Consider the following 26,451-nt stretch of genomic DNA (forward strand, 5'->3'; position numbering starts at 1 on the left):
GATACAGCAATGAAAAGAATATGTGTTTATTCCGGCTCCAATCTGGGGGTTCGTCCCGAATACAAAGAAATGACAAAAGCCCTGGGCCTGGTGCTCGTCAAAAATAATATTGAATTGGTCTATGGCGGATCAAAAACTGGCTTAATGGGGGAAATTGCCAACTATATGCTGGACAACAATGGTCGGGTTACCGGCGTTATGCCCGGAGGACTTTTTCCCAACGAAGTGATTAATGAACGGCTGACTCAATTTATCGAAGTCAAAAACATGCATGAACGCAAACAAACCATGGCTGACTTGTCCGATGGTTTTATTGCCATTCCCGGCGGCATCGGTACCTTCGAAGAGTTATTCGAAACCTATAGTTGGGCTCAACTGGGAATTCATAAAAAACCGATTGGCGTTCTCAATATTTCCAACTTTTTCGACCCCTTCATCACTATGATGACAACCATCGTTAACGAAGGCTTTATGAACCCGTCCAATACCAAACTGGTACTGGTTTCTTCCGATCCCGGTGAGCTGGTCAATCAGATGATTCACTATACCCCACCGGTTTTGGGAAATAAATGGCAACAACTGGAAGCCGCTGCCGTAAATTGATGACACAATAAACATTCTTTGATGTTTATTCTTGCCGCTGCCAATTTTGCACAGATTTTAAGAAGCCGCAATTAACCTTTTCTGGCTAATTGCGGCTTTTGACGTTATCATTCTAAGTTAATGAATTTAGACTTACTCAAAGTGAACCCGGGCTGCCTCAAAACGATCCTGCTGCTTTGCTTCTGCTGCCGGGTAACCGATCGGAATGATGGCATAAGGCTCAAGATGATCTGGAATAGTTAAAACGTTACGAACATTTTCCATCCGGTCAGCCAGCGGCGCAATACCAATCCAAACCGCCCCCAAACCAAGTTCAGTGACTTCCAGCAGAATATTTTCAGTACAGGCAGCCATATCGATGTCGGCAAATTCTGGCATCATCATCTCTTTTCGATATACCGGCACAATCGCCACAGCAGCATCCTTAATGCATCCGCCGTAGGGGCTACAGTCTGCCAGAGCGGCCAGGGTTTCTTTATTCTTAACGACAAAGAATTCCCAGGGGCGTTGGTTGGCGGCCGATGGAGCGACCATCGCAGCTCTTAGAATCTGGTCAATTTTTTCTGCTTCGACTGCCTTGTCTTCATACTTTCTCACACTGGTTCTGTTAAAGATTACGTTCATTTTCTTCCTCCTATTATTTCTTAGCCAGGTGTTTACCCATGCTGTTTTGGCTATTTCTTGCTTCTATTCTTGATTCATGCTATCATTTTACCAATCATTTTCATAAAAACAAGAATGCACTTTTTTGTCACTTACTACCCAAAAAGATAGTAAGTATTCAAGAAGCCACCAAAGGAGAAACCATGACCGAAAAAAAATATTTCTGCTGCCCCATTGATGCTACCATTAGCCTGATCGGTGGAAAATATAAAACAAAAATTCTCTGGAATCTGGTTGATCAGACCCTGCGCTTTAATGAACTGCAAAAAATCGTTCACCAGGCCACTCCAAAAATGCTCACCCAACAGCTGCGTGAGCTGGAGCGGGACGGTCTGATCACCCGCACGGTCTATCCGGTGGTGCCACCCAAAACTGAATATGCCCTGACCAGTTTCGGCCAGAGCCTTTATCCGATTCTCGATGCCATGTGCGAATGGGGCAAGGATTATATGGCCGAAGAGGCCCCTGATGAAACAGCTGTCAATCAATAGTCAAACGAATCCATTTTAGTGGACTGCTTTGCCAATACTTTGTGTTTTATATCGACGTCTACGCAAAAAAGGCCATGACTCTTGTCATAGCCCAATCCACTGTTCGGGGTGATTCATCGCATCCTGAAATTTTTCCAAAAATAAACCCACATGATAACCATCAGCAACTGCGTGGTGAACAGTGATCGAAAAGGGCATCATTTTCCGGCCCTCTTTTTGAAAAAAACGGCCCGCCTGCAAGATCGGAAAATAATAATCGGCCTTCGCATAGGGGACTGGTGAATAACTAGTAAATTGAGTCCACGGCACCATCCCCACCATAAAGCTATTCGGCGGCAGCTCTGGTTTGGCCAAAATCCCGTGATTCCCAGAATATCGTTTTTGATCTTCCATATAGTTGTGATAAAAGACTTCAAAATCCGGATCATATTCTGTCCACATATTTGACATGGTTTTGTCATCCTCATGAAAACAGGCATAAGAAGGATGTAAGACCTCATAATACCCCAGCTGATCGGCCGTTTTAGCAACCCGAAATTCCGGCTGCTCGGTAATCAGTTTTGCCGTCAGATAGAGATAGGCCGGAAAAAACTTCTTTCCAGCTTTTTTAATTAGATGATACGCCTCTGTCATATCGATCTCCACACTCATACTAAATCCAGTCGGCAGCATTTCAGTAAAATAATAAAAGTATGGTCGTCGATCCCAGGTTTCAAAATCAATTGGATGTAATTGCGTGTTCATTTATTCGTTCTTCCTTTTGTTTATCAATCCAGATTTCAAGCAGCGTTGCAACGTCATCACTAAACTCTCCCTCGCTCTGCGTTTCACCTTTTTTTATTTCTTCCAGTACGACAAATGAAAAGGACTTGGCACCATAGACTTTCCAATCTTCCAGCATTGCGGGCTCCGGGCACGAATTCGTGGCAACAGCAAAGCCAAAGCGGTTTTGTTGCCCGGCCATATTCTTGGTTGCTTTTATCCAAATCCGGTCATTGCCGCTACATTTGATCCCGTAGATGCCCCCGACAACCCTTCTATTTTTATAGTTTTCTTTCAATTCTTTTTTTGATTGTGTTTCCATAAACTTAATTCTCCTTAACCTGTATCTATTTTGCTTACAACACCCAAAGACCATCTTTGCTGCAATAATAGTACAGTTTGCTGCCAAACTTTTTGCCCAGCCTGCCGCCACTCATCTTGGGTAGTCGTAGGGCCGCCGGCTGCTCCGGATAAAGCCTGACAAACAAGCTGCGATCACTTGATACATAGGCCACAAAAGAAATAAAATGGGCCTTAGTCATTTCGTGATCAAAGGTAATATAATATTCTCCATCATCATCCTGGATGGTTACTCTGTGTTTTTCATCGGCTGGTTTTGCCACCAGTGGCGCCAGTTTGCGACCGCAGCAGGAAAGCTCCGCATCGCCAGTGGTACTGATCACATTGCCACAGTTGGGACAAACATAAAATTTTATTCGCTTCAAGTTTCCTGTTTCCATATCATTCAGTTCCAGATCTCCCAATAGTATTTTTTCAATATTTACCTCAAACAGTTGTGAAAGTTCTCTCAGCAGGGATACATCCGGACAACCCAGGCCCCGCTCCCATTTGGAGATGGTCTTATCACTGAGGTGCATCCGCTCGGCAACCTGTTTCTGGGTCATCGCCTTTTCTTTTCGTAATGCCTTCAGTAGTATGCCTACCTTATTACAATCCAATTGTCGTACCTCCATATGAACTATAGTAATTGATCGATGGAATTTATTCAATCGACGCTCCGTAGAGTTTCGGCTGTTTCTGCTGTCACGATCAAACACGCTTCCCTAAAAAGAACTCGCAATTATTTCTACTGATCGTTTTCGATATAACGAAAACCATCTCACTTATTCGTATTCGTTTTCGTTATATCGTAATCTATTACTAAGTTAACTCCCATCCTTAAATCTCACCGATCTCATAATTCCCCTTGTAAATATTCCCCAGCCCACCGTCGATGGAGATGGGATCTCCCGATTTAAAGCGATGTCCATTGATGGTACATTCTTTGGTTGAATCATTGACTTCCAGCCCCTTACATTTAACAATACAAACCTTACCAACGCTGGCAGCCGCCACGGCAGCATGGGAGGTGACCCCGCCCTTGGCGGTGATCAGCCCGTCGCAGACAAAAATTAAGGGAATATCATCCGGAACCGTATCCGGTCGCACCAGAATAATTTTGGCCTCGGGACAGTGTCGTTTTAAATCCTCCATATCCGCCATATCAAAGGCCAAAAGCCCGGACAACACCGCACTGCTCATGCCGATGCCGTGACCAACCAGTTCCATTTGATTGGGTGCTGGCAGAAAGCTGGAAAAAGCTGTCTGTTTTTTGAGGTTCTGATTCCTCGTCTGGAGAATATATAGATCTTCCGGGTTATCAGACTCAAAGGTAAACTCTATTTCCTGGTGGACAAAACCATATTCTTCGATCAGTCGAACCGCATAACGCGTCAGTTCCTGGTAGATATTGGGAAAGCCCGATTCCAAGGACAGACTGCTGTCCCGATAATCCCGTTTTCTTTGTGCCTCGCTAATCGGCAGGGTATTGACCAGGCCGGAAACCACATCTTCACCCTGACTGCAGAGGGCAAAATCACCGTAAAGATTTATCCCGGCGCAACCGTTAAAAGGACTGCTGGTAAATACGACCCCGGTACCAGAGCGGGCCGAACGGTTTCCCAGCACCATTTTCTGAACCACCACAGCGGTGCCCCAGTCCTTTGCAATCTGCAGATGATCCCGATAGTAAACGGCACTCTCCGAAAACCAGGAATCCAAAACTGAGCCAATGGCCTGTTTCAGCTGCTTGAAGGGGTCGTTTTCAATTTCGATTTGATAGTCCGTTAAAACCATTTTATAGCTAAAAGCAATGGTTCTCATCTGCTCGGGACTGAAGTTGATTTTTAGGGTCACGCCCCACTGCTGTTTATATTCCAGCATCACCCGGTCAAACACATCCCGGTCAATGCCATAGGCCATCCCCCAGCTCTGCAAAAAGCGTCGATAACAATCCCAAGCCGTCCAACCATAGCCCTGCTGTTGGCTGAAGGCGTACCGCGATTTCATCATTCATCCCGACGTTTAAAAATGTTTTCATGGCCCCGGGCAAAGAAATGGATGAACCCGAGCGGATCGAAAAGAACAGCGGATTTTCGGCACTGCCAAAGGTTTGGCCGGTGATCGTCTCAATCATTGCAATATGTTTTTCAATCTGCCAATCCATATCCCTGCCGCATATCCGGATGGCCCTCAATGGTTTCCTTGTGCCGGAATACTTCGGTGGTGATCACAAATCCCGGCGGAACATGAAAGCCATAGTTGATCAGCTTCTTCAAAAATAAGCCTTGGCCCCCAAAAAAACCGGGTTATCAATAGCAAGCGTGGCTTCGGTCAGGAGGCTGAACGAAATATCCGGGTCGTATGTCAGCATGCTTTCAATAAAAGAACTGGAATAGTTTTTCATCAGGCTTCTCAGCCCGCTGATGGTGTCGGTGATAAAGTTATCCAGATCCTGAACCAGAAAAGCAGTTGACAGGTTGTCCCGGAGGAATTTCTCAGATTCGATATGATAGAGTCGGCGCTCATCACCAACCACTTTTTGTTGCTTTGCCACCAGAATCTGAGGAATAATAACCCGCATCGGAATCTCAAAAAGATCGAAAAAGTATTCGCTGATAATTTGTTTGATATCATTGGCCATAAACTGAAAAATATTGATATATTGATGGATCGAAAAGCTGGGCGAGGCCAGCCCGAATTTCAGCATATCGAGATGAGAATTAAGCCCCTGATTAACAATTCCGTCCAGCTCCAGGCCATCCTTAAACAGCAGCAGAATATGATAAATCTGACGAAAGGTTTTGGCCGTAATATACTCAGCGTTCAAGGGCTGGGTAATCTGGGTCATCAGTTTGGCTACGGTTCGTTCGAGCCGATACATCAGCCCCAGTGCATCAAATTTGGGCTCCACATATTCGCCATACATCGAGGGAATATCGGCGGCGATATGGCGCTTGTAATATATGTTTTCAGAGGCTTCGCTGGGACGGGGATCCAGAATAATCGTTTTAAGGCGGTTCATATGCTGATAAATCTGGCGGATCGCTGCTTCCTGATCATTTTGTTTCAGGCAGTTTTTTAATTCACTCAGATCACCAGTCAGATTGGGGCTGTAACCGCCGAGCATGGCCAGCACATCATCAAATTCAAAGGAGTACTTTTCCAGCAGCAGGAAATAAACCCGAAAAAGATTGAGTACCCGCTTGTTGTCCAGCCCCTGTTCCGAACCAAACCGGTGCAATCCCGCCCGGATCGCCTCAATATCCAGACGTAACAGCCCAACCGGGGTGGTTTCCAGCTCCTGACACAGCCCGATCAGCGTGTCATGGGGTCGGCTAAACCACTTGCTTTGAGGATCAAGACTTTCATAAATTTCCTGGGGAATCAGCTCCTTTAGCGGTTCCTTATTGCCGTCATACCAATAGGTAATGATTTTCCGGGCCAGATCAATATGCGTATTATTACTTTCGATATGGATCTGTTTGCGCATAAAATGAATCAATCGATCCTTGCGCCGGGAGGCCTCATCAATGGCAGTGGTCACATCCCGGAGCTCGCCCTCGGCACCGATTTCTTTGAAATAGACCGGAAAGATCCGGGCCAGCTGCTTGATTTCGCGGTAAACCGGGGTGATCTGACTGTTAAGCAGCCGGGTAATATCCCGCTGAAACAGATCAGTGTCCGAAATAAAGATCCCCCCCAGCTTGAGGTTGACAATCAGCGCCGCCAACAGCTCCCGCATCGCCCGGGGAGCTTCCTCGATTAATTCCAGCCAGACCCGAATATTTTTAACGTGGTTCGAATCAATCAGAATCTGCCAGTCACTATTGAGACTTAATTTCCCCGGAGCGTTAAAACCCAGTCCGATCAGCGCTTTGGTAAAATAATCGATATTGGCTCGATCCCCGGTGGCAATGATTTCTTTACCCAACGTCAGCAGACAATCCAGCACGGTATCGCCATGCTCCTGCCTGAGTTCCTGAAACTCGGCCATGATGGTGTTGATAAATTCGGTAATATCCTGGGAATCCAGTTCATCAAAAATATTGCCCAGATTCCGGTTGATATCATAGATCAGATGGTCGTTCAGGGTCGCCATGCCCGGCAAATGCAGGAGATAATACAGATAATAGATGGTTTCCTGATGGGTCGGAAATTTTTCTGAAAAACTGCGGAAATAGTTGGCGATGTCATTGAAGAACAGCTGCTCCTTAAGTTCCGGCCAATGAATCGCCTGTTGGCGACGGGTTCTGAGGGCTTCAAAAAATACCTGCCCAATGGCCTCAATATCGGTTGCCTGTAAATGGGGGAACAATTTCTGCCGGGAGTTAAACCAAACCTCAGCCTGAGAGCTTTGCTCCCAGAAATCAATGCACTGATCCAGAAGATGTGCAACGATCGCTTCCAGAATTTCAGCAAATTCAGGCTCTGCTGCCACCTTATTGAGATAAATTTTGAACACACCGGAATTCTTGACATAAAGCAGTTCATGCTGAGCCATATCCTCCTTAAGGACATCGATACATAAAAAAATAACCGCTTTGGGATACGCATCAAAACTGGCCAGCCGATCCATAAAACGGATCAGAACCTGGCTGAGCAGCGTCCGCTGGCTGTCTTTGAGTTTGGATCGCAGCACTGAGCGGATTATCTCCACCAGAACGGTGAAGGCCTGTTCTGACTCCGGTAGATCATGATAGAGCCAGATATCACCCAGACAAATGGTCTGCAGCGACTCGATGACATAGCGATTATTACGATATTTATGATTGAGCTCGATTAAAAATTCCTGGGTCCGTTTATGAATCCCCCAGTACTCTTTTGATAATTCACCGAACCACTGCTGTTGCTCCGGGATTTCAATATGGGTTTCCCGGGTCTGATTAAGATTGGCCTCTAAGGCCTTTGAAGAAAACACGTTAGCCATTTTATTATCCCCCTGATTCAATCTATTTGGGTAAATGTCGGCTTTACCTTTTTCTCAGTATAGCATAATCACTCACCGAATTGAAACCGTTTTCGCAGCCAATCCTATTTATTTACTACGTCAAACACCTCCGAATCGGCTTTGATTCGGAGGCGTTTGGTAAAATCATCGTTCGTCGAGCGCAACGTGAGTTATTTTTGTTGGGCTGGTTAAATAATGACCTTAACCGTATTTCGGCCCGCTTCATGACTAACGTCAAGTGATTTTGCATAGTTATGGATAATCGCCAGGGATAGTTCATTTTCATCGCCCTGCTCCAGATCATAGGCGTCCCCGGAAAAACTGGCCTGGATGGCGATCTCTCCGCTTAAATCCGAATACTCAACTAAAAGTGTGACACTGGCTCTGGGAAAGGCCCGCAATAGAATGGCCAGCACCAGTTCTTCACAAACCAGCTGGACATTCATAATCTGCCGATCGGAAAACATCTGTTTTTTAAGGAAGCTTTCGATTTTGGCATTAAGTTCATAAAGATCAAAGCCGCTGCCTGCCGCCGTGTATTCAAAGGCTGAAATCTTCCGGATAAAGGCCCGGGTCTTGGGCTTCTGCGGATGGTCAAAAATTTCTGCCGGTACTCCGTCTTCGTAAATGCCCTGCTCATCCATATAGAAGACCCGGCTGGAAACATCCCGGGCAAACTTCATCTCATGGGTTACAATCATCATTGTCATCCCGGTTGATGCCAGCTTGCGGATCACCCCCAGCACTTCGCTGACCATGGTCGGATCCAGGGCCGAGGTGGGCTCATCAAAGAGCACCACCTCGGGTTTCATCGCCAGAGTTCGGGCGATCGCCGCCCGCTGTTTCTGGCCGCCGGATAATTCGTCCGGAAAGGCCAGCGCTTTTGACCGCAGCCCGACCATTTCCAGATAGGCCAGCCCTTCTTCATAAGCTTGCTGACGCGGGATTTTGAGTAGATTAACCGGCCCCAGCATCAAATTTTCGATGATCATCAGGTGGGAAAAGAGGTTAAAGGACTGAAAAACCATCCCCATTTTCTGGCGTAATTTTGCTACATCGGCATTTTTATCGAGAATATTCTGCCCTTCAATATAAATTTCTCCGGCAGTCGGCTTTTCAAGCAGATTAATGCACCGCAAAAAAGTCGACTTACCACAGCCCGACGGCCCGATAATCGAGATCACCTCGCCTTTTTTAATCTCGGTGTTGATATCCTTTAGCACCTGTAGCTGACCATAGCTTTTCGACAGATCTTTTATTTCAATCATTTTTGCACCTCAACAACTTCTGCGTCAATCTCAACAACGCCTTTGACTACCCGTTTCCGGCGTTTGGGGTCAATCTGTACTTCAATCTTTCCCAGTAACAAAATAAACAGGTAGGTGATGACAAAATAGATCGCCGCCGTTACCACCAGTGGAAAAAACGCTTCAAAGGTCCGGCTTCGGATAATATCGGTCATCTTGGTCAAATCCTGGATAGCAATATAACCGACCACCGAGGTCATTTTTACCATACTGATAAATTCGCCTTTAAAAATCGGCAGAATGTGCCGTAGCGCCTGGGGCAGGGTGACTTTAAAAAAGCTGGCCACTCTGGTAAACCCCAGTGCGTAGGCAGCCTCCAACTGCCCTTTATCGGTGGCGTCAATGGCGGTTCTGAAAATTTCTGCCGAATAGGCGGCAAAATTAATCGAAAACCCAACCACCGCAATCAGTACCGGATGGATGTCCACCGAAGCAAAAATAATATAGTAAAGGATCATCAACGTCAAAACAATCGGCACGCCCTGAATCAGCCGAATATAAACGACCGCCAGGCCTGAAATCAGGCCCACCCGGGAACGACGCATCGCACAGATGAGGGCCCCTAATAAACTACCAAAGAGCAATGACAACAGCGAAATGACAATCGTCGTTGAAAGTCCCTCCAAAATCAGTTGATACCGGTCTTCAACAACAAAGGTCTTGTTAAAGCTCTCCCCCAATGACGCTATCATGCCAGCCCATTGTTGTCCTCCTGTCGAAGCAGCCACTGCCTGATTTCTGACAATCGCCACAGCCTGATCAGACTTTAGTGGTGTCAAAAAACGAATCGATGCAGCCCGTTCCGGAGTATACGCAAGATAGAAGGCCAGATCAATTTTTCCTGACGTGATACTAGGAATGATCGCTGAAAAATCCATTGGCTTTATCTCCACGTTCATTCCCATCCTGGCAGCCAGACTACGTGCCAGATCAACTTCAAGACCAACCAGTTCGTTATCCTTATAATAGGAATACGGATAATCGTCGCCTAAAACTCCGGCTATCAGGGTTCCTTTCTCGCCAGTCAGATCAACCGGCGTCAGCACTTTTTGGTCTTCGTTTTCGCCCATCCATTTTTCGGTCATCGCTTTTAAACTGCCATCATCGATCATTGTTTTAACCGTGGCATCAAGGGCATCGCCGAGCTGGGTATTGGTCTTATTGACTCCGATTGATGACGAGATATCCGCATAAGGCGGCAATGCAATCAGATCAGGGTTCTGCTCAATAATTTCGGCAACCTTTGACTGACTTGTCAGTAGCGCATCGATTTTTTTGATTTTAGCGCTTCAAGCATCGACGAAAAATCATTGAATTCATATTCATCAGCCTGATAAAGTGGTCGAAAATTGTCAATATGAACCATCCCGGTAATAAAACCAACCCGCTTGCCATTCAGTTCCTCATTGGTTTTAATGGATTGATCAACCATTGACGCTGCCGCCATATCTTTTCTGATCAAAGCACTGTTGTGCAAGACCACATAGGCATCCGTGTAGAGCACCTCTTGCCCCCGCTCATCAGTCTTAAAGAAGTCAGAAATAATCACATCGCCCTTCCCGCTTTGGAGGGCTGGAATCATCGCCTGATAATCCATGGTAATGATTTCATAATCGAGATTGGCATAACTGGCAAAACGTTTCATAAATTCAACATCAAAGCCAGTCAGTTGTCCATTTTCATAATAGTTCATCGGTTCGGTTAAACCATTGGTAATAATCGTGATTTTTTTCTCCGGATTTTGGGGCTTGGGTATATCCGGCATTTCCCCACCGGCGTTATTTATCCACCGCTTCACCATCGCTGCTGCCGTACCATCGGCCTGATATTGTTTAATAAAAGCATTGAGCTGCTCATTCATGGCCGTATCATCTAGTCGGACAACAGCGGCAATCTCGATATTGCCCAGCTCTTCGTCAAGCTTGACCAGATCCGGGTTGCTTAACAAAATCCGATCAACCCCAGAGCTATCATAAATCACAGCGGTCACCTTACCGCTTTTAAGCGCCGCCACCCCATCCATAAACTGAGTAAAGTAGGAAATGTCAGCGTTGGGCATCAGTTCTTTAGCCACCTCTTCCGGCGGAGTTCCCTCCGGTACGCCAATGGTGTAGCCAGCTTTATTCAGATCACTGCTACTGCTGATCGTTTTCTGACTGCTCTGAGCACCTTCAGTTGCTGCCTGTCGATCGGCCTTGACAACAAAAACTTGGGGATTGGGAAAATAACCAGCGGTAAAATCGACCTTTTCCGATCGCTCCGGGGTGTTATACATGGCCGCAACCACATCACTATTTCCCGATTGGAGACTGTCAATCATCGCTTTAAAGTCCATATCCTGAAATTCGACCTGCATCCCCAGTTCATATGCGATGCGGCTCAGTAATTCCACATTCATCCCGGTTAGCTCCCCATCCTGAACAAAACACCGGGGCTCAGTCAGAGATGTGACGGCTACCCGCAATACCGGGCCGCTGACATTTTTGGGCACGTCAACAATTTCATAGTCGCCGCCCGCTTCCGGAAACCAGTGCGCTTTAATTTCCTCCATGGTGCCATCGCTTAAATAGCGGTTCAACACCGCATTAAGTTTCTGGTTAAGCTCAGTATTCTCTTTCTTAAGGGCCATTGCTGTCACTTCATCAGTCAGTGCTTCTGGTAACACCATGGTTCCTTCGTTACTCTTAATAAAATTTTGGGCCGTTGCATAATCCATGATGGCATAGTCAATTTTTCCCGCCATCATAGCGGCCGACTCATCGACATAATTGTTGAAACGGCTGATTTCTGCCTCAGGGTATTTTTCGGGGGCCAGTGATTCACTCAATGTTCCAATCATCGTTCCGATTTTTGCCGTTTCCACCGGCGGAAGGGGTGCTACCGTCTGACTGCATCCGGCCAGCAATAATGTCATCAATACGCACAAGCCTACAAAAATGCGTTTCATCAAGCGCCTCCATTTTATTTATTGTTAATTTTTAAAGAAATCCAAATGCTTTCTAGCCGGTGTTAATCAAACAACTCCAGGCCTCGTTTTTTTATTCGATACGATAAAACGATCTATCTTAATTTAGGATACCAATTTTTTAATGGTCAATATGTTCTCGTTCTCTTCAAAACGATAATCTACCTCATCCATGCTTTTTTTGACCATCAACACACCCAACCCGCCGATTTGACGCTCTTCAGCCGTCAAAGTGATGTCCGGATCCGGGTTATCCAGAGGATTAAAGGGATTCCCCTGGTCAATAAACTGAATTTCGACCAGCGGGGGTTCACCATAGGAATCAAATTGAATGATCACGTTGCCGTCATCCGGGGCATAGGCATAGTGGGCAATGTTTACATAAATCTCTTCCACAGCAAGATCAATTTGAAATATCATTTTCATACTGGCCCCCGCTGTCTCCAATTCGCTATCGATAAATTCGAGTACCTTAGGCAGGTTATCTGTCGATGCATTAACAGTCAATCTCTTCATATTATCTGATCTCCTTTACTGTTGGTTAACAAATCCACTGCGACCCCCATCACATCAATCGTTTTGATCGAATGAAAGCCAAACTTCTGATAAAAAATCTGATTGTCTTTGATATTACTGTTCTCAAGATAGATAGGACAATCGCTGAACTTTTCAATATCATACTCCATCAACGCCCGGCCAGTGCCCTTTCGTACCGAGCCCAGCATAAATAAATAATGATGCTCCTGATTATAGTGATACCGCTCGGTTATCAGTGTTTCATTTTTCAGCCGGATCATGCTTTTAATCTGAATCAGCATAAAAAACTTGATTATTTCGCTGATCATGCCGCTTTTTATCACACTGCGGATACTAAAAAAAGGTCTGCCCTTGTGATTCCAAATGGATGCTCCGACTATCTTGTCATCCGCAACTGCCACATGAATTTCACCATTGCGATTATAATAATCCACCATCAGCCTGATATATCGACAAAGATCTTTCTCATTCTGAAAAACCGCCTGATATAATGGATCCTTTTCAAAGGCCTGACACAATACCGCTGCTGCCTTTTCCAGGCTATTCTTGTCCAGCTTTTTGTCGCTTATTGTGATCATAATTGCCCCAAAACGAGCTCTCTATCGAGTTCAAAAAGGGTTGCCTGATTTCTTGTCCAGATTGCACGGCCGCCTAAATTTGACATACTTTTGCATCCTTCATTTGTGATTGCAAAACAAAACACCCGCTCAATTGGGAAGCCCTGATTCTGCTTTTGCTTAAGATAAACCCAGAGTTGATCATGCAGCTGCTTCGAGATGCCCTGATGCCGGAAAAACTCATCCACCACCAGATCCAGGATCAGGATGTAATTACCCCTTTCTTTCACCAGTGGCACTACCTCATTTGCATTCAGATTGTCATCGATATATTCCTGATTAGACACCGCCCGCTGATAGACGGATTCATCAACGCCAAAAAAACTGATAAAACCCGCCAGAACATCACCGGTATATGCTGCAATAATCCCCTCCGGGAACTTTACAAAGCGCTTTAACGCCATCCCCTGATTGGTTAGAACTTCATTCCCATAAATTTTGCAATCCAGATCGAGAATCGCTCCAAACGCTTCAACCGACAATTCCTGTCCCGATTTAATGGTGATCTCCATCTGCTACTCCTCAAGCTTGAAGCCCAGCATGGTGATATCATCAAATTGCGGTTCCCGATCTGCAAACTGATCGACATCCGCCAGAATGTCAGCGCACAATGCTTTAATGTCATGCTCTTTTTTGGCCGCCACCAATGTTTGCAGACGCTCCAGTCCATAAAACTCTTTTTTGGTATTATTCGCTTCCGGAATCCCATCGGTGTAGAGATAAATAATATCCCCTTTTTCAATTTTTGATTCATTCATCTTATACTTGGCCGTTTCAATCCCGGCACATACAAAGCCTTTTTTGCCAGTCAGCATTTCAACCTGGCCATCTTTTTTCCAGATTATGGCCGGATCATGTCCGGCATCACACCACTGGAACACCCCGGTTTTAACATTGATAATGGCAATCAGTAGGGTCACAAACATGCCCTGTTCGTTGTTATTACACAGGGTGACATTGGCTTCGGTCATGACTTCATCGACCGGCAGACGTCGGAGTACCAGATCTTTAACCGTGGCTTTGGCCATGGCCATAAACAGCGCTGCCGGCACCCCTTTTCCAGAAACATCACCGATGGTAATGCAAAAGTGATCATCATCGACAAAAAAGAAATCGTAAAAGTCGCCGCCCACATCTTTGGCTGCCCGCATCGATGCATAGAGTGTAAACTCATGTCTGTCCGGGTACTCGAAATTCCGGGGCAACATTCCTTCCTGAATCAGGGTGGCAATCCGCAGCTCCGTTTCAATTCGCTCCCGCTCGGAGGTGACACTGGTCAGTTCTTTTATATAACGGATAATGTCACTGGTCATCTTATTAAACGCTTCGGCCAGAATTTCGATTTCATCCCCAGTTTTAACATCGATATTCAAAGCCACAATCTCACTTAAGTTTTCATCGACATTGGTATTAACAAAATCCGTGGCATTATCGACAATCACCTGTAACGGATCAATAATCGACTTATTGAGAAACAGCAGATAAATCGTGATAAACAAAATTAAGATCAAAGCTGCAATGGAAGATACCAGAATGATATATTTGAAAAGGGTTGAGTTGATCTCCTTCATGGACATATCTGCCCCAACTACTAAAACCGGATTGCCCTCACTATCTTTTAACACATTGAACGCCGAAATCAGATAGCCAAACTCACTTTCATTGGTGATGACCACTTTAGGCGCATCCGGATCGGTAAACAATCGATTAGCAGCGTCAATATCTTCCTGAGGATAATAGTTCGTTCCCAAAAAATCACCAAGACCAAAATGACCTGCCATCCCTGGCGTGGTTCCCTGACCAAACACTTTAAATCCTTCCGGGGTTGGTACATAGGCATAAAGAAATTCCAGTTGATTCTGTTCCTGCAGCGTCTGGAATTCTTTTATCAGCAGCTCGTAGTCGGCATCAGTCTGACCCGTTTCATAGTACTGGTTGACCTTGTCCACCGGTACAAAAACGGATGCCGTTTTGACGAGTGCAGTGATGTTTTCTTCATAACGCTTAAACATTGAGTCCCGATAACTGAAATAGGAAATCAGCACGATCACCAGGCTCAATACCAGTGCCAAAATCATACTGGCTGAGGCAAACTTGGTTTTTAGGCTGATGCGACGAATATTTTTTTGATCTTTCATTCTTGCCACCTTTTTTACAGAATAATAAGCAAATTATTAAATACCAAGGTTCGGTTATAGGCAAAGGATTTTGCTTTCTTTCGAACAATCGAAACCCCCAGATAATCCAGGGCTTCATCAGGTTTTTCTGATTCTTCAAAGGGATTATAGCTGGTGCTGTCATCCCGGAGTCTGATGTAGATGTCTTCTTCAAATAGCGCAATTTTTATATGAATATAATGGGGTTTCCCGTCATTAAAGCCGAAATTAATAATATTAGCTGCCAATTCTTCAATAGTCAGATTGATAAAATATGCATTTTTACTGTCAATATCAAGACGCTCGCAAAAAGCCTCAATTTCCTCCACACATTTTTCCAGCTCCTTAATATCGGCCGAAAGGGTGGTTTCGTAGAGATTATCCTTGCTGATTACCGGCTCCCGAAACAGTAAAATATTTCGGTATCCACCTTGTTTTTTAAGTACCAATGCCGCAAAAATAAGGATCGCCAGGGTTGCCGTTTCCGCCGCCACAATGGCCAGTGCTGCTCCGACAACACCAAAAGCCGGAATCAACCAGGCACAAAAACCAATCAACAGTAAAAAACCTCGTAGGAAATAAATAATCCCTGCCAGCGTCGGTCGTTTAATGGTCTGATAAAAGTGGGCCATCACACAGTTAAAACACGTCTGCACCACCCCAAAAGCAAAGATCCGTATGGTCTGGGCTACCAGCGGCAGATTATCGGTTACCCCAAACATCGCCGCAATCGGTTCGGCAAAGATAAGTAGTACCAGAGCACATATGGCGCTGAGCAAAACTGCCGTCTTTAACGACAAACCCATGGTATTATAAACCCCTTCGGTATCCTTTTCGCCGGCAAAGGTTGCCACCAGCGGCGCCAGGGCCAGTGAAATCCCATCAAAAATCGCATAGGCAAACAAGGAAACATTAAAAAGAATATTATAGACTGCCAGTCCCCCGACCCCTACTGTCACACTCAGCAGATTATTGATGACAACAAGGGTGATCCCCTGATAAATAAAGGCCGAAGCGATTCCAAAGCCGCCATGAAAAAGCTGATAGCAAGCTTTGGGGCTCAGGGAAGTCTGCCCGAATTTAAGATGATTATGCTTTTTAAAAAAATGAATGGCGTAAACGGCAATCGCGCAACACTGTCCAATTACCATTGCCAGCGCTCCGCCGAACACCCCCATGTTCAATCCGAAGATAAAGATAAGATCCAACACCAGATTGACGATCACCGAAACGCTGATCCCCAGGGTGGACAAAAACGGATCGGCATCACTGCGAATTAACAGTGAGATTACCGGTGCCAGAATGAATATCGGTGCGGTAATGACAATCGGCCACATATAGTCCCCGGCAGCAGCAATGCCCGCCCCGCCAGTGAGACCAATGATGGTCGGCAGAAAAAGCATGCCCAATGCCGCAATAACCAACCCAACTGCCACTGCGAAAAACATTGCCTGGGTAAAATAGGATCTGATCCCATCTTTATCCTCGGCGCCGATGGCCTCAGCTACTTTCAGGGAGCTACCAACACCAAAGGCATAACCGAACAGATTATAAACCATGTATATCGGCATTGACACCGCCAGTACTGATAGACCAATCTCTCCAAATGCGTTCCCCAGAATAATGGCATCCACAAAGGTTCCCAGCACCACTCCCGCTGAGGAAAGAATGCTGTTGATGACAAATATGCGAAAAGCCTTGTTAACAAAATGTTGATTATTCATTATGCCCTCTCTCATTGCCTCCTTTTATCAGCCAGGATAGCCAAACTTACTGACTGCCGTTAAATGATCGACACGTCATTTTTGGTGATTAAATATATGATTGACTACAAACAAAATTGCCTGAACAGAATAAAGTTATACGAGGCTATTATAGCATATAAACGACGTTGATTGTCGAACAATTCTTTACTTCTGCTGTAAATTTTCTTACTCTTTGAATATTATACGCCATCACTGATGCTTATTTTTATTAGCCACTAAAATCACTGAATTCTTTATTTTTATTTTATATTTACCGGGTATCATTAATACGACTCACTTTTTCGATTATTTAATATTTACAAACGATGCGGAGGTCGAACATGCCCAAACAAATACTGGTCGCTGATGATGACAGCGATATTGCTGCAATCATTGCCGAGGTTCTGACGGACGAAGGCTATCTTGTTCACACTGCCAGTAATGGACTGGAAGTCCTGGATAAAATAAATACTCATGAAATCAGCCTGTTGATTTTAGATATTATGATGCCTGAAATGGATGGTCTGGAAGTTTTGACTCAGCTTAAAAAAGAAAGCGCTATTCCGGTCATGATCCTCAGTGCCAAGGGCCGGGATATTGATAAGGTCATCGGTCTTCAAATCGGGGCCGACGATTACATGGCCAAACCTTTTTCCCTGGATGAATTGGTAGCCCGAGTTTCTGCCCATCTTCGCCGGGAACACCGTCGCGAAAAAATCAACGAAATAATCCGTCTGAGTACTATTGAACTGAACAAATCCACCTTTCAGGTTTTTGTCAAAGGAACCCCAAAGGATTTTTCCACCAAGGAATTTCTGATTCTCAGCTACCTGATCGAAAACAAAGGTCAGGTTCTGACCCGGGAACAGATTTATGAAGCCGTCTGGAAAGATGCCTACGGCGGTGATATGACAACTGTCACAGTTCACATTAAAAATATCCGTTCAAAGCTGGGATGCGAAAGCAATCTTTTGGAAACCGTCTGGGGTGTCGGTTATCGTATGACAGGAGGTCACTGATGTCGATCCGCTTAAAACTCTCACTTTCCTTTATTTTGCTGTTTTTACTGGTCGTTGGTCTACTGTTGGCAAGCTTTTTCTTTTTTTATCGCGGCGACTATCGGGATGGTCTGGTGGCCGATCGGGAACATTATGAAGCCCTGGCCGCAGATCTCGTAAAGCAAGCGGCTTCACTTGAGGAAGCAGACATTATTGCACTCCTGGCCGCCCAGACTGAAAACGGGGATCAGATGCTGCTTCTTGATTCCAATAATCAGTTAATCTGGTCCAGTGGTGAGGCGCCGCTCAGTACCCGGCTCAGTGTCAAAGACTTTGTCATCCGTGATGATAAAGTACGCTACGCCCTACGGATCAATTATAATTTTCACAGCCGCAATCAGGTTATTGAAGACTACATTTTTCAGTATCTCTGGCTGATTATTCTTTTAATCATTGCCTTATTTATGTCCATTGCCTATTTCCTTCACCGCTCCATTACTTACCCGCTTTCGGTGCTTCATGACCGGATGATTCAGGATCCTTTGCAGATCAAAATTCAGGCACGACATTACCGCAATGACGAGATCGGCGAACTGGAAAAGCGCTACGATGACATGCTGGTTCGCTTACAATCCTCAGACCGGGAACAGCAGACCATGCTGGCGGCCATATCCCATGACTTACGAACCCCACTCACCTCAATTGCCAGCTATACCGATCGCCTCGCATCGGGAAAAATTACTAATGCTGAAAAAATAAACCACTATTACGCTGTTATCCACCAGAAATCCGAGGATATTCGACTGCTGATTGATCAATTTCAGGAAGCCGCCCAAATTATTCATCACGATCACACCATGAACTTTGAGGTAGTAACGGCGGCTCGTTTCTGGCAATCCCTCCTGAATCCCTATCTGTCAGACTGGGATGATGTGGATGCCAGTATGGACTATAACAGTCACCTTTCCGACACTGCCCAAATTCAGGTCAACAAACCGGCCCTCCAGCGGGTGATCGGCAATATTCTTTGCAATGCCGTTAAATATGGGGGCCATCCACTTTTTGTTGATGTTCATCTGTTTCAAACAAAACACTGGCTAGTCCTAAAAATAGAGAATAACGGGCAACCGGTACCTGGTGAACAACTGCCGCTGCTTTTTGATCGATTTTACCGGATAGAAGCCTCCCGCTCCAAGGAAAAAGGGGGTAGCGGCTTAGGCTTGTACATCTGCCGGGAACTGATTACCCGGCATGGCGGCAGCATCCGGGCTTACCAGCCTACCCGGTATGATTTTGGCATTGAAATCCAACTACCGCTGATTAGTTCTTAATTTTTCTTTACTGTTTCCATATTTTTATTTTATTTCCCAGTCATAAAATGGATTGTGTCAGGAACACCCGGCATAATCCATTTTTTATGGTCGTTTTTTTAAGCGACCGGGAAAGGAATCATTAATGATGAATGAAACAATGATTGAATTCAAAGGAATCACCAAAGAATACACCATGGGCGAAGTTAAAATAGCAGCGCTGGCTGGTGTCGATTTTACCGTAAAACGGGGCGAGTTTGCCATTATCGCCGGTCCTAGCGGTGCCGGTAAAAGCACGATTTTAAACATTCTGGGGGGCATGGATTCGCCCACTGGGGGTGAATTCACCGTCAACAAACAGCCCCTTCACTGCTACGGAAAAAAAGACCTGATTACTTACCGTCGTCAGGAGGTCGGCTTTGTTTTTCAGTTTTACAATCTGATCCAAAATCTGACCGCACTGGAAAATGTCGAACTGGCTGTAGAAATTTGCAAGAATCCCTTTCCGCCTCTGGAAGTATTAAAACAAGTGGGTCTGGAAAACCGGATGATCAATTTTCCTTCCCAACTTTCCGGCGGCGAACAGCAACGGGTTTCGATTGCCCGGGCACTGGCTAAAAACCCCACCCTACTGCTCTGTGATGAGCCCACCGGAGCGCTGGACTACACTACTGGCCGATCGGTGCTGAAGCTGCTTCAGGATACCTGCCATCGTACCGGCATGACGGTGGTGCTGATCACCCATAACCTGGCGATTGCCCCCATGGGTGATCGGATTATTAAAATCAAAAATGGCTGTGTCGAAAGTATGTCTGTCAACGCCACCCCCCTTCCAGTGGAAGATATTGCATGGTAAGGAGAAAAGCAATGGGAAATACCATTATTAAAAACGCCTTTAAGGAAGTCCGTTCGTCCTTCTCACGATTTTTAGCCATCTTACTGGTTATCATGGTCGGTACTGCTTTTTATACCGGCTTGAAATCGGTGGGTCCTGATCTTGAGGCTTCCGCCGATCGATATTTTGAAGCAACTCACTTCATGGACTTTCGTTTGCTGTCATCTATCGGATTTAATGATGCCGATCTGGCCGCAGTCCGGAACAGTTCCGGCGTGGAAGATGCCCAACCAATTTATACCATCGATGCGTTTTTGTCATATGGGCAGCAGACCAATGTTGCCCATGTAATTTCAATTCCAGATTCGACCGGGGCCATCAACGATCTTCACCTGGTGGAAGGCCGGTTGCCTCAACAATCGAATGAATGCATCATTGATAAACAGCGCTCCGAAGCCGGTCCAAAAATCGGCGACACCATAACGCTCTCGTCAGGAACCGAAACACCCATCAATACAAGTCTTAGTCAAACTGTCTACCATGTGGTCGGCCTCGCCGAAAGCCCCTCCTATCTGACCAAAGACCGGGGCATTACTAAATTGGGGACGGGTAAAATAAATGGCCTGGTGTTTTTGCCCGCAGCTAATTTTACGCTGCCTGCTTACACTGAAATATTGGTAACCGCTGCCGGAACGTCGGGCATTTCGACCTTTTCTGAGGAATATATCGAAATAACCACGCCACTGGAAGAATCGCTTAATACCGTCGCCAGCCAACGCCTCGAAATCCGCCAGCAGGAACTAAAGGCCGATGCCGAAGCTCAGCTGGCCGCACAAAAAACAGCCTTTGCCGCCGCGAATGGCATCGCTGATCCCAGTCTTCTGGATTCCTCCCCGGAATTTTTAGAAGCTCAAAAATCAATAAATGAGCTGGCGGCACCCCAATGGCATGTCCTCAACCGAGAATCCAATTCGGGTTATCTGGATTATCAAAATACCATTGAAAGTACCAATGGCATCGCCAGTATTCTGCCGCTGTTCTTTTTTGGTATTGCCACCTTGGTCTGTCTGACCACTATGACCCGAATGGTGGAAGAACAACGCACCCAGATTGGAACCCTCAAAGCGCTCGGTTACAGTAATGCTGCCATTGCCTTTAAATATCTTTTGTATGCGGCAGACGGCCAGCGTTTTAGGCAGCCTCCTGGGCTGGGCCATTGGTTTTATGCTCATTCCCCAGGTCATCTTTAACGCTTATCGGGTACTTTATACTTTACCCGAAATGACTCCGGCTTTTCATGTTTCAATTGCGGCATTATCGGCGCTTTTTGCCATCTCAGTCACCACTGTCGCCACCTTTTTAAGCTGCCTGACCATCCTTCGCTCTGCCCCTGCGGAACTGATGCTGCCCAGTGCCCCACCACCGGGCAAACGCATTTTTCTGGAAAACGTTGACTTTATCTGGAAAAAGCTTCAATTTAGTCAAAAAATCACCTTTCGAAATCTTTTCCGTTACAAAAAGCGCTTCTGGATGACGGTACTGGGTGTGGCCTGTTGCACTGCCATGCTGGTTGCCGGGCTGGGCTTACGGGACTCCATTGCTACCCAGGTCGCCGAAAAACAGTTTGGTGATATCATGCGCTACGACGTCTCCCTGCAATTAAAAGAAAATTTGACGATGGAACAAAAATCAGCTCTGGTCACTACCCTGGCAAACACTAACCTCTCTACGTATCTGGATAATACCGTTAATAACATCTCGGTGCAAGGTAGCACCGACAATTCAGACCCTATCGACAGCCTGCTGATGGTGCCCGCCGATCCGGCCGCTTTATCCAACTATTTTATGTTGCGCAGTTATGATACCGGAGAGCCCTTAGTTTTATCCGATCACGGGGTGATTTTGACCCAGAAACTTGCTAAAAACCTTGATGTCACCACCGGCGATACCATTGTGATTAAGGAAGATGAAACGACTACCCAGCTTGTGCTGGTGGAAGGAATTGCCGAGAATTACCTTCAGCATTATGTTTTTCTATCTCCGAGCTACTACCAAACCATTTATGGTGAGCTGCCTCAGCCCAACCAGGTTCTGGGCCTACTTGATTCGACCCTGTCACAGGAAGATCTGGCCGCTACCCTAATGGCCACAGCGGGTGTTTCCGCCGTTCGCTTCACTTCGGATAATGAACAGGATTTTCAAAACACTCTGGGAAGTATCAATTATCTGATTTGGATCATTATCATCGCTGCAGCGCTACTGGCGCTGGTGGTGCAATACACCCTGACAACCATCAACATCAGTGAGCGGTTCCGGGAGATCGCTACCATTAAGGTATTGGGCTTTTATGACCGTGAAGTGTCTGCCTACATTACCCGGGAAAGCTATCTGCTCACACTATTCGGAATTCTTCCCGGCCTGATTGGTGGGATCTTTTTGCATGGTTATATTCTGGATGCTGCCGAGGTTGGCAATGTAATGTATGTTGAGTCCATCCTTGCTCAAAGCTTTATCCTCAGTATTTTGCTGACTTTTATGTTTACCTGGCTGGTGAATCTAATCATGATTGGCACCCTTAAAAAAATTAATATGGTGGAGGCATTAAAAAGCAATGAATAGAAAAGAGAAACCCGCTAAAAGAAAAAACAACAGCGTCAGAAAAAAGATTTTGATTCTTATCGGCAGTATTCTGCTTTGTATCGTGATTGCCGGAGTTTCCTGTTTTATATCCAGGGCTTCCGATTCGTCAAACTTACCCGATCCATCAGATCTCAGCTCCTCTGAAATTTCAACCCCAACCACCGGCGTTGAAACAACCTTTACTCAAACACTTGATCAACTGATACAAACCTCGAATCGGATCACTGGTCTGAAAATTAATCAGATACTACTTTCACTCTCAGGATTGAATCAAGCCGTTACAACCATTATGGATAATCAAAAGCAGATTATCGCCCGGTGTCATGAACTCAGTGAAACGACCGCGGATATCCCTGAATCTGATGAAAACATGACCCTGTTTTCTGAAATTAATCAACTCAATAAAAACTTGGATTCCAATTGTGATCAGATCCTGGAGGCCAAAAAACAACGAGACCTAACTGCTTTGGAAGCGCTTTTGAGTGACACTGCCAACCTGCAGAATGGGATTATTGACGCACTGGAGCAGGTCTCTTAAGATAACTTTTAGCGATATCTATATTCATATTCCTTAATGAATTCTTAATCAAGAATCATTTCAAGATACCCTTAAGTATTTCCCTGTATAGTATGAATAAGCAAAGCATCATCAAACACTTAACTATTCTAACCTTTCATGAAAGCAACGGCCCGTTGAAAAGCCGTTGTTTTTATTTTTTGAACATTTATCCCCTTCCAAGCTTTGTTATTGCGCAATTTTTTGCCAACCAACTTTATCAATCGAGTTCTACCATCGTATTCTTCTTAAATTCCTTTGACAAAACCAATTCATAGCGATAAACTGAAAACAGTAGCCTTTGTATTTGGCACTGAATCGGTATTTGCAAAATAATTGAGGTACTTAAATCGACTAAATATTTTTATATAGGGAGAAATTCTAATGGGAAAGTTGTTTTATCAAGGCCACGGTAGTTACCGTCTTGTTTCAGATCAGGGGATTGTAATCTATGTTGATCCATTTGCCGGATCAGGCTACGATCTACCAGCCGATATTGTTTTGATCACCCACGAACATCCCGACCATAATGATTTGTCTCTATTACGCCAAAATCAGGGATGCGTTGTCATCAGACCGGAAACGATCCTGATTAATGGCGTTTATGGTACCCGCTCACTTCATGAAATTGTTATCCAGGCCGTGCCTGCCTATAACTCCGGACATGATAAAAACAAGTGCGTGGGTTATCTGATCGTCCTTGATGGCATTAAAATCTACGCTTCCGGTGATACATCCACCACCGCCTATATGCAAGACGTTTTATCCAAAGAAGCCATTGACTACGCCCTGCTACCAATTGACGGCTTTTACAATATGGATCCTCAGGAAGCATCTGCATGTGCGGCAGTCATCGGAGCCATCCATAGCATCCCCATCCATATGAAACCGGGGGCTTTGTTTGATCGTAAGCTCGCCGAAACCTTTGATGCCAGAGGTCGCCTGATTCTTGAACCCAATGACGAAATAAAACTGTAAATTCTTAAGGAGGTAGTGCAATCAAACCGATCATTAGAGAACGATCCTTTTATAAACTAGTGGCTACCATTGCCATTCCCATCACCCTACAAAGCCTGATCACCATTGGTGTGAACATGACCGATACGATGATGGTGGGCGCTCTGGGCGAGGTGCCATTGTCTGGTGCCGCTCTGGCCAATCAATTCATTATGGTTTTTCAAATCTGCTGCATGGGCATTGGCATGGGTGCTTCGGTGCTCACCTCCCGTTTCTGGGGAATGAAAAACCATGCTGCCTTAAAAAAATCGATTACCATCATGTTACGGATCTGCCTTGGTTTTGCGCTAATCTTTTCGCTTGTAACCTTTTTTGCGCCTGAAACGATCATGCGTATTTATACAACTGATGCAAAAATTATCCAAGAAGGTGTGCGCTATTTTAAATGGGCGGTTCCCTGTTATCTGCTCTTAGGTCTGTCACTGACATCCACCATTGTGCTACGCAGTGTCGGGCAGGTGCGACTCCCCTTAATTTCGTCGGTTTGTGCATTTATTATCAATATTTTCTTCAACTATTTGTTTATCTTCGGGAATTTAGGAGCCCCCCAGATGGGTATTGAGGGTTCTGCCCTATCCACCCTAATTGCCCGATTTTTCGAATTCTCATTTATTTGCGGTTATTTATTTTTTGTTGATAAAAAAATAAACTACCGGCTCAGGCATCTCTTTATGCGCTGCCGGGATATCCTTAAAGAATACGTCGAGATCGCTATTCCGGTTCTGGTCAGCGATATTTTACTGGCCCTTGGCAATAATGCGGTGGCGATGGTGATCGGCCGGTTGGGCGTCAGTTTCGTCTCGGCCAATGCCATTACCCTGGTTCTACAGCAGCTCAGCACGGTATTTATTCAAGGTATTGCCAACGCCAGCGCCATCATAACCGGCCACACCCTGGGTCGCGGTGATGAAGAAGCCGCCCAGCAACAGGGAATCACCTTTTTATATCTGGGCATTGCGGTTGGCATCGGTGGCGCCATCCTTATCTGGATCACCAGCAAACCGATGATTGGTCTTTACACGCTGACCCCAGAAACCCAACAAATTGCGTCTCAGCTGATGTTTGCCATCGGTTTTATTGTGATCTTTCAGTCTGCCAACAGCATCCTGACCAAGGGGGTTCTGCGCGGCGGCGGGGACACCCGGTTTTTAATGGTAGCAGATATTATTTTCTTATGGGTGGCCTCAGTGCCACTGGGCGCCTTGGCCGGTTTGGTCTGGCACCTACCCGCCTTTTGGATCTATACGCTGCTTAAAATTGATCAGGTGATCAAAGCGATCTGGTGTATTTACCGATTGAAGAGCCGAAAATGGATTAAAAAAATTGCTGCTGCTCCTATCAGTCAAAATCATTAAAAACTCCCCAATATATTAATAGTCATTTCATCACAAAAGTGATAAAATAAAACAATTATCGATTGGCGTTCTATACTTATTAATGGTTTTAATAAACTAAATAATCCCTATCAGAAATGGAGGTAACCATCTTGCGAATTACCAGAGACGACTATCATGGCCGAACAAAAATAACGAAAAAAGAAAAAAAGAACCGCTTAAAGAGGCACCCACTGAATCTCCAGCGCCGTTAGAAGCCCCAACATCTGCAGACGCGCCTTTAAGCACCTCGACAAATCTTCCCCAGCCAAATAAAAACAAGGTCGATTTATCGATAAAGTTATCAGATACTGAAATTAAAAAGCAGTTATCGATATTGGCCGAAGAAACCATGCACCAATTATCAGAAGAAAATAAAACTCTCAGGGATGTTGAAGATATCTATCTTATTTTTAAAGGTCAGATGATGGTCATTAACAAGTGCCGCTTACTCACTGTCAGCGAACAGCAGGAACAGAACGCCCAGGTTTATGCCTGTTATTATAAAAAGAAATTTGAGCTGACAAAACTGGAAATGAAAAAAAAGATGGGCTGATTTTTTCAGTTTTGCCAACCAATATTATCA

The 26,451-nt window shown here is 45.3% G+C and carries 26 protein-coding genes and 1 pseudogene; 11 read left to right on the plus strand and 16 right to left on the minus strand.

The window, feature by feature from the left end; all coding sequences use genetic code 11:
• Window positions 1-9: 9 nt before the first annotated feature.
• Entirely contained in the window at window positions 10-603 is a 594-nt protein-coding gene (locus CHL1_RS16960) for an LOG family protein (protein ID WP_228878613.1), read from the plus strand.
• 132 nt (window positions 604-735) lie between these two features.
• Here the strand turns inward: CHL1_RS16960 and CHL1_RS16965 are convergent, their stop codons facing one another.
• Window positions 736-1,227 (minus strand): nitroreductase family protein, encoded by a 492-nt coding sequence (locus tag CHL1_RS16965; protein WP_250934138.1) that lies wholly within the window; start codon window positions 1,225-1,227, stop codon window positions 736-738.
• Window positions 1,228-1,409: 182 nt separating this feature from the next.
• On the opposite strand from CHL1_RS16965, the gene CHL1_RS16970 reads away from it, so the two are divergent.
• The gene (locus CHL1_RS16970; protein ID WP_250934139.1) at window positions 1,410-1,757 is read left to right on the plus strand and encodes a winged helix-turn-helix transcriptional regulator; all 348 of its coding nucleotides are present in this window, start codon (window positions 1,410-1,412) and stop codon (window positions 1,755-1,757) included.
• Between the two features lie 84 nt (window positions 1,758-1,841).
• Here the strand turns inward: CHL1_RS16970 and CHL1_RS16975 are convergent, their stop codons facing one another.
• The 15 genes and pseudogenes from CHL1_RS16975 to CHL1_RS17040 form a co-directional block, all read right to left on the minus strand.
• Entirely contained in the window at window positions 1,842-2,501 is a 660-nt protein-coding gene (locus CHL1_RS16975) for a chloramphenicol acetyltransferase (protein WP_250934140.1), read from the minus strand.
• The gene (locus tag CHL1_RS16980) at window positions 2,476-2,841 is read right to left on the minus strand and encodes a GIY-YIG nuclease family protein (protein ID WP_250934141.1); all 366 of its coding nucleotides are present in this window, start codon (window positions 2,839-2,841) and stop codon (window positions 2,476-2,478) included. Before CHL1_RS16980 ends, CHL1_RS16975 begins: the two co-directional genes overlap by 26 nt.
• A gap of 34 nt (window positions 2,842-2,875) precedes the next feature.
• Complete coding sequence (locus tag CHL1_RS16985) at window positions 2,876-3,478, minus strand: helix-turn-helix domain-containing protein (RefSeq protein WP_250934142.1); 603 nt, start codon at window positions 3,476-3,478, stop codon at window positions 2,876-2,878.
• 220 nt (window positions 3,479-3,698) lie between these two features.
• The gene (locus CHL1_RS16990) at window positions 3,699-4,781 is read right to left on the minus strand and encodes a PEP/pyruvate-binding domain-containing protein (protein WP_250934143.1); all 1,083 of its coding nucleotides are present in this window, start codon (window positions 4,779-4,781) and stop codon (window positions 3,699-3,701) included.
• Complete coding sequence (locus tag CHL1_RS16995; protein ID WP_250934144.1) at window positions 4,765-5,025, minus strand: PEP/pyruvate-binding domain-containing protein; 261 nt, start codon at window positions 5,023-5,025, stop codon at window positions 4,765-4,767. Before CHL1_RS16995 ends, CHL1_RS16990 begins: the two co-directional genes overlap by 17 nt.
• On the minus strand, window positions 5,009-5,137 hold the full coding sequence (locus CHL1_RS18365; RefSeq protein ID WP_276520460.1) for a hypothetical protein: 129 nt from the start codon (window positions 5,135-5,137) through the stop codon (window positions 5,009-5,011). The genes CHL1_RS16995 and CHL1_RS18365 overlap by 17 nt, the downstream gene beginning before the upstream one ends.
• On the minus strand, window positions 5,134-7,788 hold the full coding sequence (locus CHL1_RS17000; RefSeq protein ID WP_250934145.1) for a hypothetical protein: 2,655 nt from the start codon (window positions 7,786-7,788) through the stop codon (window positions 5,134-5,136). Before CHL1_RS17000 ends, CHL1_RS18365 begins: the two co-directional genes overlap by 4 nt.
• Window positions 7,789-8,360: 572 nt before the next feature.
• Window positions 8,361-9,077, minus strand: a pseudogene (locus CHL1_RS17005) (amino acid ABC transporter ATP-binding protein); the annotation flags it as partial.
• Window positions 9,074-10,318: an ABC transporter permease subunit gene (locus CHL1_RS17010; RefSeq protein ID WP_420840481.1), complete on the minus strand. Its 1,245-nt coding sequence runs from the start codon at window positions 10,316-10,318 to the stop codon at window positions 9,074-9,076. The pseudogene CHL1_RS17005 and the gene CHL1_RS17010, both read right to left, overlap by 4 nt.
• Before the next feature lie 53 nt (window positions 10,319-10,371).
• Window positions 10,372-12,063, minus strand: coding sequence for a transporter substrate-binding domain-containing protein (locus tag CHL1_RS17015; protein WP_250934146.1), 1,692 nt, complete (start codon window positions 12,061-12,063; stop codon window positions 10,372-10,374).
• 123 nt (window positions 12,064-12,186) lie between these two features.
• Window positions 12,187-12,597: an ATP-binding protein gene (locus tag CHL1_RS17020; protein WP_026393707.1), complete on the minus strand. Its 411-nt coding sequence runs from the start codon at window positions 12,595-12,597 to the stop codon at window positions 12,187-12,189.
• Complete coding sequence (locus tag CHL1_RS17025) at window positions 12,594-13,196, minus strand: GNAT family N-acetyltransferase (protein ID WP_228878633.1); 603 nt, start codon at window positions 13,194-13,196, stop codon at window positions 12,594-12,596. The genes CHL1_RS17020 and CHL1_RS17025 overlap by 4 nt, the downstream gene beginning before the upstream one ends.
• A complete protein-coding gene (locus CHL1_RS17030) occupies window positions 13,193-13,747 on the minus strand; it encodes a GNAT family N-acetyltransferase (protein WP_228878635.1) in 555 nt (184 codons plus the stop codon). Before CHL1_RS17030 ends, CHL1_RS17025 begins: the two co-directional genes overlap by 4 nt.
• A 3-nt stretch (window positions 13,748-13,750) precedes the next feature.
• Window positions 13,751-15,373 carry a SpoIIE family protein phosphatase gene (locus CHL1_RS17035; protein ID WP_250934147.1) on the minus strand — a complete coding sequence of 541 codons (1,623 nt, stop codon included), beginning with the start codon at window positions 15,371-15,373 and terminating at the stop codon, window positions 13,751-13,753.
• Between the two features lie 14 nt (window positions 15,374-15,387).
• A complete protein-coding gene (locus tag CHL1_RS17040; RefSeq protein WP_250934148.1) occupies window positions 15,388-17,115 on the minus strand; it encodes an MATE family efflux transporter in 1,728 nt (575 codons plus the stop codon).
• 362 nt (window positions 17,116-17,477) lie between these two features.
• On the opposite strand from CHL1_RS17040, the gene CHL1_RS17045 reads away from it, so the two are divergent.
• From CHL1_RS17045 to CHL1_RS17085, 9 genes are all read left to right on the plus strand, one after another.
• Window positions 17,478-18,155 (plus strand): response regulator transcription factor, encoded by a 678-nt coding sequence (locus CHL1_RS17045; RefSeq protein ID WP_250934149.1) that lies wholly within the window; start codon window positions 17,478-17,480, stop codon window positions 18,153-18,155.
• A complete protein-coding gene (locus CHL1_RS17050; RefSeq protein ID WP_070370788.1) occupies window positions 18,155-19,465 on the plus strand; it encodes a sensor histidine kinase in 1,311 nt (436 codons plus the stop codon). The genes CHL1_RS17045 and CHL1_RS17050 overlap by 1 nt, the downstream gene beginning before the upstream one ends.
• 127 nt (window positions 19,466-19,592) lie before the next feature.
• Window positions 19,593-20,300, plus strand: coding sequence for an ABC transporter ATP-binding protein (locus CHL1_RS17055; protein WP_250936310.1), 708 nt, complete (start codon window positions 19,593-19,595; stop codon window positions 20,298-20,300).
• A gap of 11 nt (window positions 20,301-20,311) precedes the next feature.
• Window positions 20,312-21,529, plus strand: coding sequence for an FtsX-like permease family protein (locus tag CHL1_RS17060; protein ID WP_250934150.1), 1,218 nt, complete (start codon window positions 20,312-20,314; stop codon window positions 21,527-21,529).
• On the plus strand, window positions 21,420-22,898 hold the full coding sequence (locus CHL1_RS17065; RefSeq protein ID WP_250934151.1) for an FtsX-like permease family protein: 1,479 nt from the start codon (window positions 21,420-21,422) through the stop codon (window positions 22,896-22,898). The genes CHL1_RS17060 and CHL1_RS17065 overlap by 110 nt, the downstream gene beginning before the upstream one ends.
• A complete protein-coding gene (locus tag CHL1_RS17070) occupies window positions 22,891-23,457 on the plus strand; it encodes a hypothetical protein (RefSeq protein ID WP_250934152.1) in 567 nt (188 codons plus the stop codon). The genes CHL1_RS17065 and CHL1_RS17070 overlap by 8 nt, the downstream gene beginning before the upstream one ends.
• Before the next feature lie 402 nt (window positions 23,458-23,859).
• Entirely contained in the window at window positions 23,860-24,453 is a 594-nt protein-coding gene (locus tag CHL1_RS17075; protein ID WP_250934153.1) for an MBL fold metallo-hydrolase, read from the plus strand.
• Between the two features lie 59 nt (window positions 24,454-24,512).
• A complete protein-coding gene (locus CHL1_RS17080) occupies window positions 24,513-25,847 on the plus strand; it encodes an MATE family efflux transporter (protein ID WP_250934154.1) in 1,335 nt (444 codons plus the stop codon).
• 355 nt (window positions 25,848-26,202) lie between these two features.
• Window positions 26,203-26,421 (plus strand): hypothetical protein, encoded by a 219-nt coding sequence (locus CHL1_RS17085; RefSeq protein ID WP_250934155.1) that lies wholly within the window; start codon window positions 26,203-26,205, stop codon window positions 26,419-26,421.
• Window positions 26,422-26,451: the final 30 nt, after the last annotated feature.

The organism is Acetobacterium wieringae (genome assembly GCF_023700225.1).
GTDB classification, from domain to species: domain Bacteria; phylum Bacillota; class Clostridia; order Eubacteriales; family Eubacteriaceae; genus Acetobacterium; species Acetobacterium wieringae.

Coding starts and splice junctions, on each gene's coding strand:
- CHL1_RS16960 (WP_228878613.1), top strand. CDS start 10: ATGAAAAGAATATGTGTTTATTCCGGCTCCAATCTGGGGGTTCGTCCC.
- CHL1_RS16965 (WP_250934138.1), bottom strand. CDS start 1,227: ATGAACGTAATCTTTAACAGAACCAGTGTGAGAAAGTATGAAGACAAG.
- CHL1_RS16970 (WP_250934139.1), top strand. CDS start 1,410: ATGACCGAAAAAAAATATTTCTGCTGCCCCATTGATGCTACCATTAGC.
- CHL1_RS16975 (WP_250934140.1), bottom strand. CDS start 2,501: ATGAACACGCAATTACATCCAATTGATTTTGAAACCTGGGATCGACGA.
- CHL1_RS16980 (WP_250934141.1), bottom strand. CDS start 2,841: ATGGAAACACAATCAAAAAAAGAATTGAAAGAAAACTATAAAAATAGA.
- CHL1_RS16990 (WP_250934143.1), bottom strand. CDS start 4,781: ATGGCCTATGGCATTGACCGGGATGTGTTTGACCGGGTGATGCTGGAA.
- CHL1_RS16995 (WP_250934144.1), bottom strand. CDS start 5,025: ATGGATTGGCAGATTGAAAAACATATTGCAATGATTGAGACGATCACC.
- CHL1_RS17000 (WP_250934145.1), bottom strand. CDS start 7,788: ATGGCTAACGTGTTTTCTTCAAAGGCCTTAGAGGCCAATCTTAATCAG.
- CHL1_RS17015 (WP_250934146.1), bottom strand. CDS start 12,063: ATGAAACGCATTTTTGTAGGCTTGTGCGTATTGATGACATTATTGCTG.
- CHL1_RS17020 (WP_026393707.1), bottom strand. CDS start 12,597: ATGAAGAGATTGACTGTTAATGCATCGACAGATAACCTGCCTAAGGTA.
- CHL1_RS17025 (WP_228878633.1), bottom strand. CDS start 13,196: ATGATCACAATAAGCGACAAAAAGCTGGACAAGAATAGCCTGGAAAAG.
- CHL1_RS17030 (WP_228878635.1), bottom strand. CDS start 13,747: ATGGAGATCACCATTAAATCGGGACAGGAATTGTCGGTTGAAGCGTTT.
- CHL1_RS17035 (WP_250934147.1), bottom strand. CDS start 15,373: ATGAAAGATCAAAAAAATATTCGTCGCATCAGCCTAAAAACCAAGTTT.
- CHL1_RS17040 (WP_250934148.1), bottom strand. CDS start 17,115: ATGAATAATCAACATTTTGTTAACAAGGCTTTTCGCATATTTGTCATC.
- CHL1_RS17045 (WP_250934149.1), top strand. CDS start 17,478: ATGCCCAAACAAATACTGGTCGCTGATGATGACAGCGATATTGCTGCA.
- CHL1_RS17050 (WP_070370788.1), top strand. CDS start 18,155: ATGTCGATCCGCTTAAAACTCTCACTTTCCTTTATTTTGCTGTTTTTA.
- CHL1_RS17055 (WP_250936310.1), top strand. CDS start 19,593: ATGAATGAAACAATGATTGAATTCAAAGGAATCACCAAAGAATACACC.
- CHL1_RS17060 (WP_250934150.1), top strand. CDS start 20,312: ATGGGAAATACCATTATTAAAAACGCCTTTAAGGAAGTCCGTTCGTCC.
- CHL1_RS17065 (WP_250934151.1), top strand. CDS start 21,420: ATGCTGCCATTGCCTTTAAATATCTTTTGTATGCGGCAGACGGCCAGC.
- CHL1_RS17070 (WP_250934152.1), top strand. CDS start 22,891: ATGAATAGAAAAGAGAAACCCGCTAAAAGAAAAAACAACAGCGTCAGA.
- CHL1_RS17075 (WP_250934153.1), top strand. CDS start 23,860: ATGGGAAAGTTGTTTTATCAAGGCCACGGTAGTTACCGTCTTGTTTCA.